Annotated in this window: 14 protein-coding genes; 8 read left to right on the top strand and 6 right to left on the bottom strand. The window is 61.0% G+C overall.

What is annotated here, in order from left to right; all coding sequences use genetic code 11:
• Window positions 1-57 precede the first annotated feature (57 nt).
• From AC0IZJ_RS05380 to AC0IZJ_RS05365, 4 genes are read left to right on the top strand one after another with little or no spacing between them, the layout of a single operon-like run.
• Window positions 58-681 carry an RNA polymerase sigma factor gene (locus AC0IZJ_RS05380; RefSeq protein WP_471847430.1) on the top strand — a complete coding sequence of 208 codons (624 nt, stop codon included), beginning with the start codon at window positions 58-60 and terminating at the stop codon, window positions 679-681.
• Window positions 678-1,283, top strand: coding sequence for a zf-HC2 domain-containing protein (locus AC0IZJ_RS05375; protein ID WP_471847428.1), 606 nt, complete (start codon window positions 678-680; stop codon window positions 1,281-1,283). The genes AC0IZJ_RS05380 and AC0IZJ_RS05375 overlap by 4 nt, the downstream gene beginning before the upstream one ends.
• Entirely contained in the window at window positions 1,280-2,506 is a 1,227-nt protein-coding gene (locus AC0IZJ_RS05370) for a S8 family peptidase (RefSeq protein ID WP_471847426.1), read from the top strand. Before AC0IZJ_RS05375 ends, AC0IZJ_RS05370 begins: the two co-directional genes overlap by 4 nt.
• On the top strand, window positions 2,506-3,207 hold the full coding sequence (locus AC0IZJ_RS05365; RefSeq protein WP_471847424.1) for a TorF family putative porin: 702 nt from the start codon (window positions 2,506-2,508) through the stop codon (window positions 3,205-3,207). Before AC0IZJ_RS05370 ends, AC0IZJ_RS05365 begins: the two co-directional genes overlap by 1 nt.
• On the opposite strand, the gene AC0IZJ_RS05360 is transcribed toward AC0IZJ_RS05365, so the two are convergent.
• Together AC0IZJ_RS05360 and AC0IZJ_RS05355 are read right to left on the bottom strand one after the other, a co-directional pair.
• On the bottom strand, window positions 3,204-3,908 hold the full coding sequence (locus tag AC0IZJ_RS05360) for a hypothetical protein (RefSeq protein WP_471847422.1): 705 nt from the start codon (window positions 3,906-3,908) through the stop codon (window positions 3,204-3,206). The genes AC0IZJ_RS05365 and AC0IZJ_RS05360 overlap by 4 nt on opposite strands.
• A gap of 118 nt (window positions 3,909-4,026) precedes the next feature.
• Complete coding sequence (locus AC0IZJ_RS05355; RefSeq protein ID WP_471847420.1) at window positions 4,027-5,331, bottom strand: leucine-rich repeat-containing protein kinase family protein; 1,305 nt, start codon at window positions 5,329-5,331, stop codon at window positions 4,027-4,029.
• Between the two features lie 153 nt (window positions 5,332-5,484).
• Here AC0IZJ_RS05355 and AC0IZJ_RS05350 point away from each other — a divergent pair, with 153 nt between their 5' ends.
• Window positions 5,485-6,306, top strand: a complete 822-nt coding sequence (locus tag AC0IZJ_RS05350; RefSeq protein WP_471847418.1) for an HDOD domain-containing protein — start codon at window positions 5,485-5,487, stop codon at window positions 6,304-6,306.
• 192 nt (window positions 6,307-6,498) lie between these two features.
• Here the strand turns inward: AC0IZJ_RS05350 and AC0IZJ_RS05345 are convergent, their stop codons facing one another.
• Genes AC0IZJ_RS05345 through AC0IZJ_RS05330 form a run of 4 tightly spaced genes read right to left on the bottom strand, consistent with a single transcriptional unit; the run spans window position 6,499 to window position 10,526 of the window.
• Window positions 6,499-6,708 (bottom strand): KTSC domain-containing protein, encoded by a 210-nt coding sequence (locus AC0IZJ_RS05345; RefSeq protein WP_471847416.1) that lies wholly within the window; start codon window positions 6,706-6,708, stop codon window positions 6,499-6,501.
• Window positions 6,709-6,718: 10 nt separating this feature from the next.
• Entirely contained in the window at window positions 6,719-8,596 is a 1,878-nt protein-coding gene (locus AC0IZJ_RS05340) for an ATP-binding protein (protein WP_471847414.1), read from the bottom strand.
• Complete coding sequence (locus AC0IZJ_RS05335; protein ID WP_471847412.1) at window positions 8,589-9,809, bottom strand: SIR2 family protein; 1,221 nt, start codon at window positions 9,807-9,809, stop codon at window positions 8,589-8,591. Before AC0IZJ_RS05335 ends, AC0IZJ_RS05340 begins: the two co-directional genes overlap by 8 nt.
• A gap of 24 nt (window positions 9,810-9,833) precedes the next feature.
• Window positions 9,834-10,526, bottom strand: a complete 693-nt coding sequence (locus AC0IZJ_RS05330; protein WP_471847410.1) for an AbiU2 domain-containing protein — start codon at window positions 10,524-10,526, stop codon at window positions 9,834-9,836.
• A 592-nt stretch (window positions 10,527-11,118) separates the two neighbouring features.
• Here AC0IZJ_RS05330 and AC0IZJ_RS05325 point away from each other — a divergent pair.
• The 3 genes from AC0IZJ_RS05325 to AC0IZJ_RS05315 all read left to right on the top strand — a co-directional run bounded on the left by AC0IZJ_RS05325 (window position 11,119) and on the right by AC0IZJ_RS05315 (window position 14,748).
• On the top strand, window positions 11,119-12,582 hold the full coding sequence (locus AC0IZJ_RS05325; RefSeq protein WP_471847408.1) for an SGNH/GDSL hydrolase family protein: 1,464 nt from the start codon (window positions 11,119-11,121) through the stop codon (window positions 12,580-12,582).
• Window positions 12,583-12,684: 102 nt separating this feature from the next.
• Window positions 12,685-13,443, top strand: coding sequence for a hypothetical protein (locus AC0IZJ_RS05320; protein ID WP_471847406.1), 759 nt, complete (start codon window positions 12,685-12,687; stop codon window positions 13,441-13,443).
• Window positions 13,444-13,617: 174 nt separating this feature from the next.
• Window positions 13,618-14,748: a PIN domain-containing protein gene (locus AC0IZJ_RS05315; protein ID WP_471847404.1), complete on the top strand. Its 1,131-nt coding sequence runs from the start codon at window positions 13,618-13,620 to the stop codon at window positions 14,746-14,748.
• The last annotated feature ends 101 nt before the right edge of the window (window positions 14,749-14,849 follow it).

Below are 14,849 nucleotides of genomic sequence, written 5' to 3'. Positions count from 1 at the left end.
ACCGCGCTGGCCAGGATGCTGTTTGAACCTTGGAGTGTTGTTGGGGTACACACGCGCATGTCCATCTGGCCCAGCATCCGAAAGAAACGCGAGGCGGCCCCGCTGCCGGCGCGCGGGGTGGCCTCCGAAACGCTCGAGCTGGCCCTGCTGGCCGGCGTCAAGCTGGGCCGGCGGGCCGACTTCGACGCGCTCTACCGCGTCTACCAGCCGCGGCTGTGGCGCTTCCTGACGCATTTGATGCGCCAGCCCGAGGCCATCGAGGAGGCGCTGAACGACACCATGCTGGTCGTCTGGCAGCGCGCCGACACCTTCGACGGGCGCAGCAAGCTGTCGACCTGGATCTTCGGCATCGCCTACCGCAAGGGCTTGAAGGCGCTGAGCCGGCAGGACCTGCCGATGGACGAGAGCGAGCAGCCCGAGGCGGCCGACAACGGCCCCGGGCCGGAGCAGCAACTCGGCCTGCTCCAGATGCGCGGGCGGCTGCGCGAGGCCATGGCCGAGCTGTCGCCGGAGCACCGGGCCGTGGTGGAGCTGTGCTATTTCCACGACATGGCCTACGGCGAGATCGCCGAGGTGGTGGGTTGCCCACCCGAGACCGTGAAGACACGGATGTTTTACGCGCGGCGTCGGCTGCGCCTGCTGCTCGATGACCTCGCCGGGCAGCCTGGAGAGTTGTCATGAGTACGGTGATCCCCATGGAACACGATGAGCATGTGGCCGTGCAGGCCCTGCTGCCCTGGTATGCGCGCGGCCAGCTCGGCGACGACGAGACCGCGCAGGTGCAAGGCCATCTGCTGCACTGCCAGCTGTGCCGCAACGAGCTGTCCGCCGAACGGCCCATGCAGACACTGCTGAACGTGGCCGGTGTGGCGCCCGAGGGGGGCGATGCCGAGGCCGGCCTGGCCAGGCTGCACGCCCGCATGCAGCCCCCTGCCGCCCAACCGGCGCGGCGCTGGATGCCCTGGGCGCTGGGTGCGCAGGGCGCCGCCTGTGCGCTGCTGCTGGGCCTGTGGCTGGAGGCACGGCAGGACGTGCCGAGTTACGAGGGCTTGTCGGCCGCGGCCGGCGCACCGGTGGCGGCGGACGCCCTCGTCATGTTCAAGCCCGGCACCAGCGAGCAGGCGCTGCGCGAGCTGCTGCAGGCACAAGGCGCCAGCGTCGTCGCCGGGCCTACGGAGACCGGCGCCTGGCTGCTGCGCGTCGACGCCCGCGGCCTGGCGGCGCTGCGCACGGCGCGCATCGTCACGCTGGCCGAGCCGCTGCAACCGGGGCCGGCGCGATGACCCGAAAGCGCTTCTGGCTGCACCTGCTGGTGCTGCTGGCCTGCTGCATCGCCGGCCGGCCCGCAGCCGCCCAGGCGGAGGAAGCGCAACGCCAGGTGCTTGTCATGCTGCAGCTGCCCAAGGCGCACTACCGGCCTGACGGCAGCTACGCCGGCAACTATGGCGCCGGTGTGGGCCGGCAGTCGCGCCAAGCCGTGGCGCAGGACCTGGCCCAGCACCATGGGCTGGAGATGCGCAGCGAGTGGCCCATGCCGCTGGCCGGCGTGGACTGCTTCGTCATGCGGCTTCCCGACGGCGACCGACGTTCGTCCGCCGACGCTGCTCGAGCTGTCGCTGAGGACCGCCGCGTGGCCTGGGCCCAGCCGGTCGGCCTGTATCAAGCTGAAGCTCAGGTGCCGGGCAGCGCACAAGAGCCGCTCTACGCCGCGCAACCCGCGGCGAAGCAATGGCAACTGGCCGAGCTGCACCAGCTCGCCACCGGGCGCGGCGTGCGCGTGGCCGTGGTGGACAGCGGCATCGAGGCCGGCCACCCCGACCTGGCCGGACAGGTCGCGTTCAACCAGAACTTCGTCGACGACAGGCCCTCGCCTGCAGAGCACCATGGCACCGCCGTGGCCGGCATCATCGCGGCGCGGGCCGACAACGGCGCGGGCATCGCCGGCATCGCCCCGCAGGCGCGGCTGCTGGCCCTGCGCGCCTGCTGGCAGGCCAACAACGCGCAGACGCTGTGCACAGGCCTGGGCCTGGCCAAGGCGCTCTACGCCGCCATCCAGCAGGGCGCCCACATCATCAACATGAGCCTGGGCGGGCCGGACGACCGGCTGCTGGGCCTGCTGCTGGACCAGGCCCAGGCACGCGGCGCCACCATCGTCGCCGCGCTGCCGGGCAAGGGCGGGCCTCAGAACCAGTTCCCGGCCAACCACCCCGGCGTGCTGGTCGTCGGCAACGGGCCGCCGCTGCCAACCGGCGCCGTGTTCGCGCCGGGGCGGGACGTGCCGAGCGCAGCAGTGGGCGGCGGCTGGACCGTGGTAACGGGCTCGTCTTTTGCCGCCGCGCATGCCACGGGCCTGCTGGCGCTGCTGCGCGAGCTGGACGCGCGGGCCGTGCCGGCTTCGGCCCTGGTCACGGCCGCGCAAGGCCGCATCGACAGCTGCGCCACGCTGGCTCGCTTTGTTGGCACACGGGCGACGGCCTGCAAGCCGCTGGGGCAAACTGCGGATTGATGCTCCGCACCACGTCGCTGCTCCTGCTTCTTCCTCTGCTGACCGGCGTGGTGTGTGCCGACGTCGGCGCCACCCTGTCCGTGCAGACCGATGCACGCGAGCGCGGCGTCTCCTACACCGACAACCGGCCCGGCGCCCAGTTCGGCCTGAGCTGGGACGGCGGGGCGGGCTGGTACGCCGGCCTGTCGCTGGCGCGGGTGCGCTTCGATGCCGACCGGCGCGGCGGCTGGCTGCGTGCCTATGGCGGGCGCGTGTTCGAGCTGAGGCCCGGCCTGGATGCCGAGGCGGGCCTGGTGCTGCACCGCTACGAGAGCCTGTCGCGCTACGACTATGCCGAGGCCTATGCGGGGATGCTGGGCGAGGGCTGGAGTCTGCGCCTGCACCATGCGCTGGACTACTACGGCAGCGGCCAGCGCACGCTCTACGGCGAGGCCAACCTGCGCTGGCCGGCCACGGCCCCGCTGGCGGCAGTGGGCCATGTGGGCGTGCTGCGCAGCCAGGGCGCATCGCGTTGGGTCAACCAGCCCTACAACCCGAACGGGCCGACGCGCATCGACCTGCGCGCTGGGGCGTCCTGGCAGCTCGGCGAGAGCCTGGAGCTGCAATGCGTGCTTGTCTCGGCCAGCCACGGCGGGCCGGTCATGTGGGCCGGTGCGACGCGGCGCAGTACGGCCTTGCTGAGCTTGAGCGCGGCGCTCTAGGCGCGCTGACGCCGCTTCGCCAGCCAGGGCAGCGCGACCAAGCCTGCGGCAAGCAGCGCAGCCTGTGCCGGCTCCGGCACAGGCGTCACACTGACGATGAACTCGATGCTGTCAAAGCTCGCGCTGCCAGCGCCATAGCTTAGGGCTGTGCCGTCGTCCCCCTGGACATAGCTGGCCGCGACGTTGAAGCCGATGGTGAAGTCCGCCACTGTTGGGTCGAGCGCCCAGGCCGCGCTGAAGTTCGTGTCGCTCCATTGAACGGCAGTAGGCACGCTCAGCCCGCCGTAACCGTTACCGACCAGCGAGAAGCTGCCCTTGACGATGGCCTGCACCCCGCTGATCTGGTAGCCCGCGTCAGCCGCAAAGGACAGGCCGGTGAACTGCAGCGTCGCGGCCACTTCGTGCAGGCCTTGAACACCGCTGCCGCCGACGTAGGTGTAGATCTGCGGCTGGATGCTGAAACCGTCGCCGCCGGCGGTGTGGTTGATCTGCAGTGTCGGCAGTGACTGCGGCCCGGCGCTGAACGAGGCGTCGGAGCCGTTGACCAACGTTGCCTCGGCGAAGTAGGAGCCCGCACCAGCGGAAAAACTCGCGGTTGCGCGGCCCAGGTCGACGGTGCAGGGGTCGCTCGATCCGTCGCATGTCGCGGCCACCGCCGCGGTGCCTGCCAACTGCAGGCAGCCGCAGAGCAGCAAAGCCATCGAGGATGAAATCCGAAGTCTGCCCATGCCTGTCTCCTTCTGCGACCCTGCCGGTTGGCTGGCACAGGACTCTAGGCAATCCACGCGCTGGCGACGAGTTCAAACGTGGTGGCCTGGGCTACGCCAGCCCCTGCAATGCCAGCGCCAGTTCTCGAGCGCTCGGCCGTTGGTCGATATCGACCTGCAGGCAGGTTCGCGACAGGTGAGCCATCGACGTCAGCGTCGGCGTAAGTTCGCCGCAGCAGGCCACCAGCTCTTCCATCAGGCAACCCAAGGCACGCACGTCCAGCGCCCGCAGCCGCGCCGCCTGATGCGCCGGCACGCTGCCCAGGAAGGACGCGGCACCGAAGTCGCCCAGTCGTGCCTGCCCATGGCCATCGTGCAGGATGTTGTGTGCGTACAGGTCGCCGTGCGAGAGCCCGCGTGCATGCAGATGCGCCAGCGCGCTGGCGATGCCGGCGGCCAGCGTCAATGCGGCCCGTGGCGCGAGCCGCAACGCGGGGTCGTAGACGTCGCGCGTGCACGATGCGAGGCTCGGCGGCCCGGCCAGCGTGCGGTACTCGGGGCCGATCAGCGGCATCAGCAGGCCGCTGGCGCCGGCCGGGTGCTCGCTCAGGCGACCGATGGCCGGGATCAGCTGCGGGTGCTCGCCCGCTTGCAGGCTGGCCGCCAGCTCCGTGAGCGGCAGGCCGTCGCTGGTCACCTCGCCCTTGAAGACCTTCAACGCGACCGCCTCGCCGCCGGCGAGTGCGGCCCGGTAGATGTGGCCGGACGCACCTTCGCCCAGCAGCGCCTGCACGTCGAGCTGGCCCCAGGGCATCCGGGGCATGGGCGCGTGTTCGAGCGCATCCGCCTCGTGCGCCGCGCTGAACGGATTGCCGCCGTGGGCCAGCCAGGTCAGCCTCGGCAGCGCCAGCAGCCAGTCCGGCAGGGCTTCGAGGTGGTTGGCCGAAATTCGCAACAGCTCCAGCCGCGCACAGGCCGCCAGGGTCTCGGGTAGAGCGCGCAGCTGGTTGCCGGCCAGCGCCATCTTCTGCAGGCGGGGCCGGCGGCCCAGTTCGTCGGGCAGGGCGGGGATGCGGTTGTCGGTCAGGATCAGCCAGCGCAGCTGCGGCGGCAGCGCTGCAGCAGGCACCTCGTCGATCTGGTTGGCCTTGAAGCCCACCATCTCCAGCGCGTTGCAAAGGCCCAGCACCTCCGGCAGACGGGTGAAGCGGTTGTTGGAGCAGAAGATGACGCGGAGTCGGTGCAGCTTGGCCAAGTCTGCCGGCAGGTCGGCCAGCTGGTTGCCGGACAGGTCCAGCTCTTCGAGCGTGTCGGCCAGCGCGTAGACCTCGTCGGGCAGGCTGCGCAAGCCGGCGCGCAAGGTCAGGCGCTGCGTGCCTTGCAGGGCGCCGACGCGGAGTTGGTCCAGAGTGTTCAAGCGCGAAGATTCCTGTGGCGACGGAAAAACCCGACAGCGTATCTCGTGTGAGATCCGCCTCGAATCGCCGCGCCAGCCGATGTCTGCGTGGCATTCGCTTTCGAAGACGAAGCGCAGGCCATTAGCATTGCGCCATCCTTCGCGAGGTATCCCGTGAAACTCAACGAACTGCTTGCTACCGATGCCTTGATCCCGTCATTGCCGGAGGCGGTCAACCGGATCCTTGTCGAGCTTCAGAACGAGGAGCCTGATCTGCGCCGGATCAACCAGCTTCTTTCCGGCGAGGTCGGGTTGACGGTGCGCATCCTGCGGCTGGTGAACTCCGCGCGCTACAGCCCGGGTGGTTCGCGCATCGGGACCGTCGAGGCGGCCACCGCCATGCTGGGGCTGCATGCCACACGCCAGCTTGTGCAGGCGGCGGCCGTGGGTGGCGCCTTCAAGAGTGTGCCTGGTGTGGACATGACCGAGTTCTGGCGCTACAGCCTGAACGTCGCCAAGATCGCCCAGTCCCTGGCCGCGGAATTCCGGCTTGAGAAGGGCGTCGCCTTCACCGCCGGGCTGCTGCACGGCACCGGCGATCTGGTCCTCAAGATGGCCATGCCGGAGCGGGCGAGCCTGCAGCCGGACTTTGCGACCGATGACAACCGCCACGAGGCCCAGATCGCGGATCTGGGCTATGCCTACCCGGAAGTCGGCGCCGCCTTTGCGTCGCGATGGTTGTTCCCGGAAAACATTGTTGAGGCCATCCGCCATCAATGCGATCCGCAGGAAAGCGCCGACCAGACACTGTCCAGCCTGCTGTATCTGTCGTGCTGGAGTGCGCGTGCCCATGAGCTGGACATCGAAGGCACGGCGCTGTTCGACACCATCCCGCGCGGCGTGGCTCAGGCGATCGGCATGGCCGACCCGGAGCGGCTGTGCGATGACGAGGTCATCGCGTGGACGCCAGCGGATGAGGCGCGCGATTTTTCGTGAGCGTCAGACGGTAAGACCAAGAGAAAAGCCCCATCCGCTTGCGCGAATGAGGCATTGATTTGGCTCCCGTCCGGTGCTTTCAAAGGCGCAACGAGATCAAGTGCTGACGTCGCTCGAAGACCTGCTATAGGCCTCCCCGCCAAAAGCGAAAAGCCACCGTGCAAGGTGGCCTTCAAGCAATTTCTGTGGGTACTACGCCTTTGAGAAACGGTAGTGGCCCTTAATATTGCTTGCGAGGTAGGACCCAACCGATGCTGCTGCGACTAGTGCCTCATGCACATGTTGGGGGACGTCGAAATATTGATAAACGCCGCCATTTTGAAATTCTATCTCAAGGGTGGAGCTATCCTCGTCATAGCCGACAGACTCAATGCTTGACGATGAGACTGGTTTTCTATCCATAAATCCTCCGCTATTTAATTCTGGAAATCCGTGGATTTTGAGAGCGCCACGTCTCACTCATCTCCTCATAGTTAGGTTGCTGTTCGCTGGCGATCCCCCAGCCGCCCGGATGCTGCGAATCTTCAGGTGGGATTTCATCGAACACGATTGGATCTTGACTATCCGGCCTTGCATTTTTTGGTGGAGGTTCAACTATCGTGCGCATAGGTAGCTTTACTGCCTCACCAAGAATGATGGCCTCACCCGTTCTGAGAATTGGCAGCATGCTTGTTAGGCCATCCAAATTGTCAGATAGGGCGGCAGTAATGTGCCCTCTGTCCGCCGAGTTCGTGAGTCTGAGTGCGAAGAAAGTGCCACACTGCGAGAGAATGGTCGGATTGATTTCAGAAGGGCGTTGGCTCACAATCATTGCGCCTATCCCATACTTTCGACCCTCTTTAACGATTCGTTGAACGACTTTTGACGCCATGCCGTCCTGTTCGTCATTTAGATAAATGTGGGCTTCTTCCATGACGATTAGAAGAGGGCGATGCCTTCCCCCTTGCGAAAGGTTCCTTGCCCAGAAGAGCGCTTCGTAAAGTAGTCGTAGCACTGCGCCAATAGTGGTCTGTAAAATGTCCGCAGGTACACCAGATAGGTCGAGAATAGAAACCGGCTTATCCCCGCCAATCCAATCCTGGAGCAGTCCATCTAGATCGCGCATCACCGCGCCATCAGACGAGGGGGTCCACCCTCCTGGCTTAAAAATGAAGTTGTAACGGGGTATCCGCAATCTTGCGCCAAGGAGTAGTAGCTGTTTCCCTAAATTCAGTTGGCCTGGTAGGTACTGAATCTTCTCGTCGTCTTCCTTGTCATTCTTGACATTTCTGAAGATTGGTGGAATACCGGCGGATGCATTGCCCCTTAGTTCTGCGCCTTGAGAGTCGCGTTCGTACGCAAGATTTTCGACTGGCTTGCCACCCTTCTTCGCGTAATAGGTTCCAAAGGTTTCGGTAAATAGCTCATGCCAAAGATCATGCAAGCTGAAAGGGATAGGAGTGTCGACGCTTAGGGTATCTGCGGATGCGCCCTGCCTTGCGTGTGCGGCAATCGAGCGATCTTTATATTTATGAATGCGCTCCATCACAATATTTCGGTCCTTCTCATTTGAGAAGTCTCCAAAACTTATCTCGCATAGTTCGTCAAAGTTCAAAGCCCAAAATGGAATATGCAATTCCTTGTCGCCTGTTTTTGACGACCTATCGGCGTTGATCTTATAAATGTTCGCTCGATCTTTTAACGCGTGCCCATACTCGCCGTGTAAATCTAGCATCAATATTCTGGCGGACGGATAACGGTCGCTGTCTGACAGCGCATTAATTATGCTTGCGACAGTGGTCGACTTTCCAGACCCGGTCGTACCTACAACCGCAGAATGCCGTGTAATTAATTTGTTGATATCAATGAGCGCCGGTATTGAATCAGCATTAGAAATGTGGCCAATTCTTACAAAATAGGATTTGTCTGGCTGTCCATATATGTTCTTCAACTCTTTTTCGGAAACTAGGTGGACTTCGTCGCCGATCGTTGGGTATTGCGACAGTCCTCGAGAGAACGCACCAGTACGCAGCCCCTCGCCTATGAGTTGAACCTTCATCCATCGATTTCCATGCTCGACTTCCTCGCCGTCGCTCCGCTTTGGTGCGGCGCTCGCGCCGACTTGGCTGACAATTCCATACAAGTCAGAAAATCCGACGGGTATTCGGACAAAGCTGCCAATTTGCCCAGCTCGATAACCTTGTCCATCTATGTATATGAATCCCGTCAGCGAACTTGTCGAAAGCACGATGCTGACGGCCGTGCCATTAACGTCTTGGACGTCACCAAGATACGTTTCCCTGTTAGCCATTTTTTGCCTGCGGTGCACTGCCGATTATCTTTTTAAGAAAATCGGAAAATATGGAGAAATCTCCAAGCTTTAACAGTGTTTGAGCCTTTGGTGGGTCGCTGGTGTCTTGACGCCGTTCCACAAACTGACGCAACTCCTCTTCCGCATCTTCGCTGCTTGTGCGCGATGGACTCCAGTCGCCGACGTTTGTACCAATAATGGCTTTGTCGAACGTCCAGATATTCAGATTGTGCTGCTTTTTCGCAAGTCTATAGGCCTCTGGATAACATTCTGCTCCATTCGATTCGCGCGTGTAATTTCCGAATTGCAGGCCTAGCACCATTGCTGTCGGGTTTGCTTTGAGAGCGTTAACAATGGTGTCGTTTAAGTGACCATCGTTGAACGAGTATCCACACAGAACCAAAAACGCCGATTTTCGTCTGATGAAGCGATTCAGTTGGTCGATCAATGCCAAATATGGCATCTTTCTACTTTCCTCATATTTCAAATGTGAGGGATATATAAGATGTGAGGCATCCGCCTTAATCTCAGATGAGCGGTATACGCTGCGCTGATTGTTGACGGATTCCTGATGCCAATTTATGGAGCCGTGAATCTTCCAAAGTCTTGTCCAGTGCGGTGGTATTAGATTGTCCTCCACTGCTCGAAGGTCGAAAAATGGTCTTCTGGAGCCGACAAAGCCATCAAAATATGGAACTTCGTTGTCCTCTAAGCTCTGTTCTGCCAGCAAATCGTAGTTCGTCGTGAAGATCTCTACGGCGCACTTTCTATCAATTGATCGAATCCAATTGCAGAGGCGGTGATACGGAGTTTCAGACGAGGGAAGCGTAACGTCAATTTTTTTGACGATCTCGCTGCAGATCTTTCTTTCGAGTGAAATAAGGGATTCTTCCGAAAGTCCTCGGACATTCCCACCCTTGGAAACTAAAGCGAGACTTCTCAAAAAACTTAAGATGTCTTCAATATTTTCGTGGTTTCTGCCGGCCTTTACCAATTCGCTGCTAAGCGTTTTATAATCTGAATCGTCTTTTAATGCTTCGTTTATATGTTTTGTTAGATTCAAAACGTCTGGAATTAGAGGCCATTTGCCTTCAGGCATCGGTACCGACAGCGGACATCCGGCAGATAGAAAGAATCCGATCGATTCATTATCTTGCGCTAGGGACTGGCGCAGATAGCGAAGATGTCGAATTGGGTCGTGAAAGAATTCCATGGTTTTGTGATGACGCGCTGTTTTTTAAATCTGCGCTTGATGCAGATGGGTATGGCTTAGTTCGCCGCTCTTTATTTTTGCGAGTCTTTCCTTGTCATGGACTAGACCATCTCTCAAGATATATAGGAGCGACACAGCGTCCACTCCATCGTCATTCATGTCAAAGATCGTTGTTGAGTTGAGAGCATGTTCTGAAAACGCGTTCATAAATTCCGTAAGCGTTGCAAGCGCCGTTTTTACCGAGGCGCGAGACGCGGGGGCCAGCGGATCTGCGTGGCGCTCCACAGCGAATTCCAAGTCGCGATGCGCCAGCTTTCGATTGCGCCAATCACGAGCGAATAGTGTGGAATCAATAACGGAGGCTTCCAGTGCAGCCATCGTTGAGCTGGCCGGGGTTGCGGCAACAGCCTGTGTAAGCCGCCTAATCGAGAGGTTTTCTTTGCCTGCTGACTTTGGTGGATCAGTCAAGCGTGCGAGGTGAAGAAGCACGCTCTCCCAGAGCGAGTCTTGAACTGTGCGGAAGAATGAAGGGGCGGTCTCATTCAGTAGATCGATTCGTGACGGGCTCGTGCCGTACAACGCGACGTACTGCCCCCACTTCCTGTGAATTGACGCAACTTCTTGCCAGAGGGCGCTGTAGATCCTTCCGACCTCTTCGCCCATCACGGCAACGTTGTCTGACCGCGTCTGTTCCGCAGTTCGGTACGGCAATGACATGACCTACCCCCTGGGGTCAGCGTATCAAAACGTTAGCGAGGCGACCTCAGAGTACAAACCCTGGCCGCACCATCGCATCAAGGAAAAGACTGGCTACCAGCTACCCAGCGCTTTGGCTATTGCGGTTGCTGCGGCCGTCACGCTCCAAAGGATCATGGGCGCGCGGATGATGAGGAGTGCCGCGAGCTTGATGAGCGGCCTCTCACGGCAGAAATGCTTCAGCGGGTCCGATGTCGAGGCTCGGATGTGCATCGTGCGCGGGTGTTGGTGCATGCCGCAATGCTACGGACGCCTTTTCTCTAGATGTTCAAGCTCGACTTCCGCAGGCTCACGTCCGAAGCGCGCGACGAATGGCAAAGAAAAAGCCCCACCCGCTTTCGCGAATGAGGCTTCTGATTTGGCTCCCCGTCCTGTGCAGCCTGCGAACCGAGAGCCTCAAGATTTCGCGAGTTCCGCTGAGAAAGGTCGCCTGACAAGAGACTGACGGCCCCGACCTGTGCATGCTGCGAACCAGTCGGGCGCGCAGTTTGAACACTGCAAATGTCTTGCGTGCTCGGTCCCAATTCGACTCTGTTAAGTCGTAGGGGGCCGCATGACGAAGACCTGGATCGAGAACACCACCAACGCAGCTAAGTTCATCTCCGGCGTGTTGCTGCAGGCCGGCGAAGGCAGACTCATCGAGGTCCCCGACCCCCTAAAGCCGCCGCTCTTTCCAGTCGCGCTAGATCCCCTCACCAACAAACTTTTCGCCAACGGGGTGGAGGTCTCCCCGATGTCAGGGGCTGGGAGAACCGGCAATGAATGGGTCGGCATGGGCGACTCCATCATGGAGGTCAACGGCGGACCCAATATCACGTCGGGGCTGAACAACTTCGACAAGTCCTACCTCATCATGGGCAACGCCATGATGGGTGGCCGCCTCCGGTGCCTTTACAACGCGGGTATCGGCGGCAACACCACATCGCAGATGCGGGCTCGGTTTGAGGCCGAAATCACGCCGTGGGCCGGCCTCGCTCGGTTCTTCTTTATCAATGGCGGAGTGAACGACCCGCTCGGCGGCTTTGATGTGCCGGTGAGCTTCGCTCTGACGAAAGAGAACCTGCTCTGGATGGTCAATCGCGCACGCGCGCTGTTCCCCTATGTCGTCTGGATCACTCCCACGCCATATGCGCCGACCGCCACCGTCGCCGCTCAAGTGACGCAGATCGCTGACTGGGTTCGCAAGACGGCCCCCACGCTTTCGGGAGTGGTGCTGGTTGATGTGTACAAGACCATGGTCGACAAGACCGCGACCAGCGGAGGCTTTGCCGCAGGCATGGCCTACGACTCGCTCCACCCGAACAACGTCGGCGCGCGAGCTGGTGGCGCTGAGCTTGCTGCGCAGGTGTTGCCGCTCCTGGTTGGCTCACCCATCGCCGCCATCTCTCAGAACAACACGGTGGCGAACCTGACGGCGACCTATGCCAGTCAGGTTCTATCTAACCCGCTCTTGGTCAATAACGGCGGCACGATCACCGCATCGAATGTGACCAGTGCCGGCGCGGGCGGCCTCGCGGGCGCGCCTCTGGATTACACGGTTCGGGCAGGCACCGCAAGCAGCTACTCGGATGGCACAACGGCTGTCACATGCCAGCTTGTGGCGCGGGCAGACGGCTTCGGCAACAACATGCGGCTCACGATTGCCGCAGGCGCGAACGCCGGCACGCCGGTCGTGGAGGTGGTGGGCGGCCCGCACCAGGCAGACGTCAGCCCGGGGCAGGTCATTCAGGGCAGTTTCACCCTCTCGGCCGCCAGCATGGCCAACGTTCGAAAGTTCACCCTCTACGTGGCAGTGACGGACTCGAACGGCACGCGCAGCTTCACGGCGCTCTTCAATGCGGCGAACGAGGCGCTGTCGCACGCCAACTTCACCGATTACGTGTTCAAGACGAACCGGATCACGCTGGGGACCAGCATCACCAATCTGCGCTTGCGCGCTGAGATCACGGGCGTCAACAAGGACATGGCCGCCGTCATCGACTTCGGGCTCCTGACCATCGACATCCTGCCGGCCTAGCCAGCATCCCTTGAATGAGCGTTCGGCCGCCCGCCGTCGACGCTACTGGACCGATTGAACGTACAAGGTGAACGCCGCGCTTTTGCGGCGATGGGAGAAACCATGAAACGTCTGCTCGCTGCTCTTTTTTGCCTGCCGGCCCTGGCCTTTGCTGGGACTGGCACTTTCTCAGATTCCGGAGTTTTTGCGACCCTTCCTGGCTATGGGTACAAAGTGCAGGGCGCCTATTCCTCCAACGTCGCTGACTTCACTTTCGCAAGCACATTCAATGAGGAATTGCTTGGCTGGCACCCGCCGTATTTTCTCGGCGTTGGGGTGAGCGCCACTCCGACAGTTCCGTTGACGGCGGAAGACGTTAGCGTGTCCCTCAGCCTCGACATCAGCTTCATCAACTTAACCACGGGCAAGGTCGAATTCCCGACGTCCTTGTTCGATTCAGAAAATACCCCGGCCAGGTATTACGTCTTAACTCAGCGCACTAACCAAGGTGGTGCGGCGGCACTTCCATCTTCAAGTCCTGAGCTGCGGTTTTCATACAGCTCACTCGTGCAGTCACTGACCGTGTCTGGCTACGAGAGCACGGTTTGCTACCAGCAGACCGTCTGCAATGGCAATGCCTTTTCTCCAGATTCTGTGCATCTGGATTTCACTGCCAATTTCAAGGCAGGGGATTACCTCTCGCCGTCGTTTGACCCGAACTGCGCGAGTTTCAGCTGCATGGTTCCGGGGCACGACAGCCTGGCGCTGAGCAAGTTCTCCTTGGGCTTGCAAGTGATGGCGGTTCCTGAGCCGTCCATCTATGTGCTCTACGCCCTTGGCCTAGCCGGCTTGCTCGCCTACTCACGTCGCCGAACGGTCTAACAAGCGGGGGCCGCCTCGGCGGCCCTTTTTCCATCCCCTGCAGCGGGCCGCGAAACTGACGGGAATGGGCTTCTAGGCGATGAACGGTCTTGCCAGCAGCGCGTTGCTAACAGCCACGGGAAAGGCGCCTATGCTGCGCGCATGCCAAGAAATCGTCAAAAGAGGAATGCGGAGATGAGCGTTGAATCGCGAGCCAGCCTTGTTGCCGCGATGGAGGCGGAACGTGGCGCTGGATCCTTGGCAATTGCTGTGGATACCCAACTGATCGGGGGTCCCCCATCTGGAGACCCTGATGGCTTTCAGCTCGGCAAGCTTGGCGAACTGCGCAGAATGTCGGAAGGAGGGATTGGTGTTCTCACCACGTCAGTATGGGAGAGGGAGACGCTGCGCCACCTAGACCTGACGTTGGAAGACCGGGTAAAGCCGTTGCGCGATGCCGCTTACCGCTTGGGCCGACTTGGTGTAGCTCCCTTCCAGCAACTGGTGGACGCGCTCAAGATTGACATTGCTCGGCTGCCGTCAGCACAAAAGGTTTGGGAGGATTTTTGCAAGACGGTTGGCATGCGATCTGTAGAGGTGATTGGCGATGACTCTGTCGAGTGCTTGGCTCGCTACAAAGCAATGCATCCACCGTTCGAGTCCTCGAAGAAGGAGGAATTTCCGGATGCTCTGTCCTTGATTGCGCTCAATCGACATGCCATCGCGCAAAACCTGCATATCGCCGTCGCAACTAATGACAACGGCTGCTTGAACTACTGTTCAACCACCGAGCGGCTCCACGGCTTCGCATCCATTTCGGGAGCGATGGAAGCACTCGATCAGCGCCAGGACGTCCTCGCCCGTGTCGCAGCAATTCCCAGAGCTACGGCCTTGGCCTCGGACCGCGCGACCGTCGACGGATTGAGGCACCACTTGCACGCGATTTTTACTCCATGCACAACAGATTTCCGAGAAATATCTTCTCCGCCCGGTTACTTGAGTGAGAACTTCGTCATGCAGCAAGTGGCGATCCATCACCTTGACCTGATGCCTGATGCTGTGTGGGTCACTGCGCTGGGGCCAGGGATGATCTCTTTTCGCTGTCGCTTGGTCGCAAATTTGACAACGACGGTCGAGCTGTACGCCACAGAGCAGGGCGTTCGCTGGGTAGATTGGACAACTCAGATGACCGCTGAACACTCGCTTGATGAAGAAGTCATCGTGACAATATTCGATGAGACTGAGCGAGATGGCTGGATCTCCCGTTGTTCCCCTGGCGAAGAGCCCAACTACCAGCCCCGTCCGCCGCAGTGGAGGCGTCGCTAGAAGCCGCCCGAAAGTTGGCTGCCGGATTCACATTTAAGTGTCGAAACCCTCGTCGACATCACCTCCTCAGCCCGCCCTTACCCGGCGGGCTTTTTCTTGCC

It is taken from the genome of Roseateles sp. AC306 (genome assembly GCF_979253795.1).
The sequence above is the reverse complement of the archived record's forward strand: the minus strand, read 5'-3'. Positions and strand labels throughout refer to the sequence as shown.

Excerpts from the sequence above, each read along its gene's own strand:
- AC0IZJ_RS05320 (WP_471847406.1), top strand. The coding sequence starts at position 12,685 with ATGAAACGTCTGCTCGCTGCTCTTTTTTGCCTGCCGGCCCTGGCCTTT.
- AC0IZJ_RS05315 (WP_471847404.1), top strand. The coding sequence starts at position 13,618 with ATGAGCGTTGAATCGCGAGCCAGCCTTGTTGCCGCGATGGAGGCGGAA.
- AC0IZJ_RS05335 (WP_471847412.1), bottom strand. The coding sequence starts at position 9,809 with ATGGAATTCTTTCACGACCCAATTCGACATCTTCGCTATCTGCGCCAG.
- AC0IZJ_RS05330 (WP_471847410.1), bottom strand. The coding sequence starts at position 10,526 with ATGTCATTGCCGTACCGAACTGCGGAACAGACGCGGTCAGACAACGTT.
- AC0IZJ_RS05345 (WP_471847416.1), bottom strand. The coding sequence starts at position 6,708 with ATGGATAGAAAACCAGTCTCATCGTCAAGCATTGAGTCTGTCGGCTAT.
- AC0IZJ_RS05325 (WP_471847408.1), top strand. The coding sequence starts at position 11,119 with ATGACGAAGACCTGGATCGAGAACACCACCAACGCAGCTAAGTTCATC.
- AC0IZJ_RS05360 (WP_471847422.1), bottom strand. The coding sequence starts at position 3,908 with ATGGCTTTGCTGCTCTGCGGCTGCCTGCAGTTGGCAGGCACCGCGGCG.
- AC0IZJ_RS05340 (WP_471847414.1), bottom strand. The coding sequence starts at position 8,596 with ATGGCTAACAGGGAAACGTATCTTGGTGACGTCCAAGACGTTAATGGC.
- AC0IZJ_RS05365 (WP_471847424.1), top strand. The coding sequence starts at position 2,506 with ATGCTCCGCACCACGTCGCTGCTCCTGCTTCTTCCTCTGCTGACCGGC.
- AC0IZJ_RS05380 (WP_471847430.1), top strand. The coding sequence starts at position 58 with ATGTCCATCTGGCCCAGCATCCGAAAGAAACGCGAGGCGGCCCCGCTG.
- AC0IZJ_RS05375 (WP_471847428.1), top strand. The coding sequence starts at position 678 with ATGAGTACGGTGATCCCCATGGAACACGATGAGCATGTGGCCGTGCAG.
- AC0IZJ_RS05370 (WP_471847426.1), top strand. The coding sequence starts at position 1,280 with ATGACCCGAAAGCGCTTCTGGCTGCACCTGCTGGTGCTGCTGGCCTGC.